This is a genomic window from Calothrix rhizosoleniae SC01 (assembly GCF_900185595.1).
GTDB classification, from domain to species: domain Bacteria; phylum Cyanobacteriota; class Cyanobacteriia; order Cyanobacteriales; family Nostocaceae; genus Calothrix_A; species Calothrix_A rhizosoleniae.
On the sequence record NZ_FYBH01000472.1, the window covers coordinates 1 to 2,500 of the forward strand.

The 2,500-nt window shown below is 48.1% G+C and carries 2 tRNA genes and 2 rRNA genes (1 of these 4 cut by a window edge); all 4 read left to right on the plus strand.

Annotated features, from left to right (window positions below):
• Positions 1 to 145 precede the first annotated feature (145 nt).
• Positions 146 to 1,635, plus strand: a 16S ribosomal RNA gene (locus CALSC_RS25655).
• Between the two features lie 137 nt (positions 1,636 to 1,772).
• A tRNA-Ile gene (locus CALSC_RS25660) sits at positions 1,773 to 1,846 on the plus strand.
• 77 nt (positions 1,847 to 1,923) lie between these two features.
• A tRNA-Ala gene (locus CALSC_RS25665) sits at positions 1,924 to 1,996 on the plus strand.
• Positions 1,997 to 2,270: 274 nt separating this feature from the next.
• A 23S ribosomal RNA gene (locus tag CALSC_RS25670) occupies positions 2,271 to 2,500 on the plus strand (it continues 2,647 nt past the right edge of the window).
• Together the 16S and 23S rRNA genes with 2 tRNA genes alongside form the textbook arrangement of a ribosomal RNA operon.

Below are 2,500 nucleotides of genomic sequence, written 5' to 3' on the forward strand. Positions count from 1 at the left end.
ACCGAACCTTGAAAATAATATAGTTTGAAGCCAGTATACAACACTTGAAAAGCGGTTGTAAAGAATGGAACAAAAATAATCGTAAATTGTAAAGAGATTTGCGATTAAAGAAAGAAAAAGAGCTATAAAGCAAACTTATCTGAACAAAACGGAGAGTTTGATCCTGGCTCAGGATGAACGCTGGCGGTATGCTTAACACATGCAAGTCGAACGGACTCTTCGGAGTTAGTGGCGGACGGGTGAGTAACACGTGAGAATCTGGCTCTAGGTCGGGGACAACAGTTGGAAACGACTGCTAATACCGGATGTGCCGGGAGGTAAAAGATTTATTGCCTGGAGATGAGCTCGCGTCTGATTAGCTAGTTGGTGGGGTAAGAGCCTACCAAGGCAACGATCAGTAGCTGGTCTGAGAGGATGATCAGCCACACTGGGACTGAGACACGGCCCAGACTCCTACGGGAGGCAGCAGTGGGGAATTTTCCGCAATGGGCGAAAGCCTGACGGAGCAATACCGCGTGAGGGAGGAAGGCTCTTGGGTTGTAAACCTCTTTTCTCAAGGAAGAACACAATGACGGTACTTGAGGAATAAGCATCGGCTAACTCCGTGCCAGCAGCCGCGGTAATACGGAGGATGCAAGCGTTATCCGGAATGATTGGGCGTAAAGCGTCCGCAGGTGGTTTTGTAAGTCTGCTGTTAAAGCGTGAGGCTCAACCTCATATGGGCGGTGGAAACTACAAGACTAGAGTACGTTCGGGGCAGAGGGAATTCCTGGTGTAGCGGTGAAATGCGTAGATATCAGGAAGAACACCGGTGGCGAAAGCGCTCTGCTAGGCCGTAACTGACACTGAGGGACGAAAGCTAGGGGAGCGAATGGGATTAGATACCCCAGTAGTCCTAGCCGTAAACGATGGATACTAGGCGTTGCTTGTATCGACCCGAGCAGTGCCGTAGCTAACGCGTTAAGTATCCCGCCTGGGGAGTACGCACGCAAGTGTGAAACTCAAAGGAATTGACGGGGGCCCGCACAAGCGGTGGAGTATGTGGTTTAATTCGATGCAACGCGAAGAACCTTACCAGGGTTTGACATGTCGCGAATCTTTTGGAAACAGAAGAGTGCCTTCGGGAGCGCGAACACAGGTGGTGCATGGCTGTCGTCAGCTCGTGTCGTGAGATGTTGGGTTAAGTCCCGCAACGAGCGCAACCCTCGTCCTTAGTTGCCAGCACTTCGGGTGGGCACTCTAGGGAGACTGCCGGTGACAAACCGGAGGAAGGTGGGGATGACGTCAAGTCATCATGCCCCTTACATCCTGGGCTACACACGTACTACAATGCTATAGACAAAGGGCAGCCAACTCGCGAGAGTGTGCTAATCTCATAAACTATGGCTCAGTTCAGATCGCAGGCTGCAACTCGCCTGCGTGAAGGAGGAATCGCTAGTAATTGCAGGTCAGCATACTGCAGTGAATTCGTTCCCGGGCCTTGTACACACCGCCCGTCACACCATGGAAGCTGGTAACGCCCGAAGTCGTTACCCTAACCTTTCGGGGAGGGGGATGCCTAAGGTAGGACTGGTGACTGGGGTGAAGTCGTAACAAGGTAGCCGTACCGGAAGGTGTGGCTGGATCACCTCCTTTATAGGGAGACCTACCCACTCAATTACTGAAACGAAAGAAATAAGTAATGAGATGGTCAACCTAGGTCGGTCGCATTATCAAGTGAAGTAGGCTTCAAACTATATAATTAGGTTTGGCTAAAATAAAATTTTTAGTAGGGGCTATTAGCTCAGGTGGTTAGAGCGCACCCCTGATAAGGGTGAGGTCCCTGGTTCGAGTCCAGGATGGCCCACCTGAAAACAGTGAACAGTGAACAGTAATCAGTAAAAACCTGGTAACTGTTAACTGACAACTGATAACTGAATTCATGGGGGTTTAGCTCAGTTGGTAGAGCGCCTGCTTTGCAAGCAGGATGTCAGCGGTTCGAGTCCGCTAATCTCCAGTACTTGTGAATAGTTAATTATTAGGAATAAAAAACTTGATTGAATGTCAATTCAATTAAAGAATAAAAACCTTGTAATTGGCGGAAGCAGTATGTTACAATAGTGAATTGTGAATAAGATTCAGCACCTGAATTTAATGATAAATTCAGACTGCTGGACGAGATTCCAGCCAGAACCTTGAAAACTGCATAAGTAACGCGAAGATAGCAGGCAGTTGAAGCTATTGATGAGAATTTAATAGTGGAAAACTGTATTTTAATGATGAACCAATGTGGTCAAGCTATAAAGGGCTAATGGTGGATACCTAGGCACACAGAGGCGAAGAAGGACGTGGTTACCGACGATATGCTCCGGGGAGTTGGAAGCAAACATTGAGCCGGAGGTTTCCGAATGGGGCAACCCAGATACTGGCTATTGAATATATAGGTAGTCAAGAGCGAACCCAGCGAATTGAAACATCTTAGTAGCTGGAGGAAAAGAAAACAAAAGTGATTCTCTAAGTA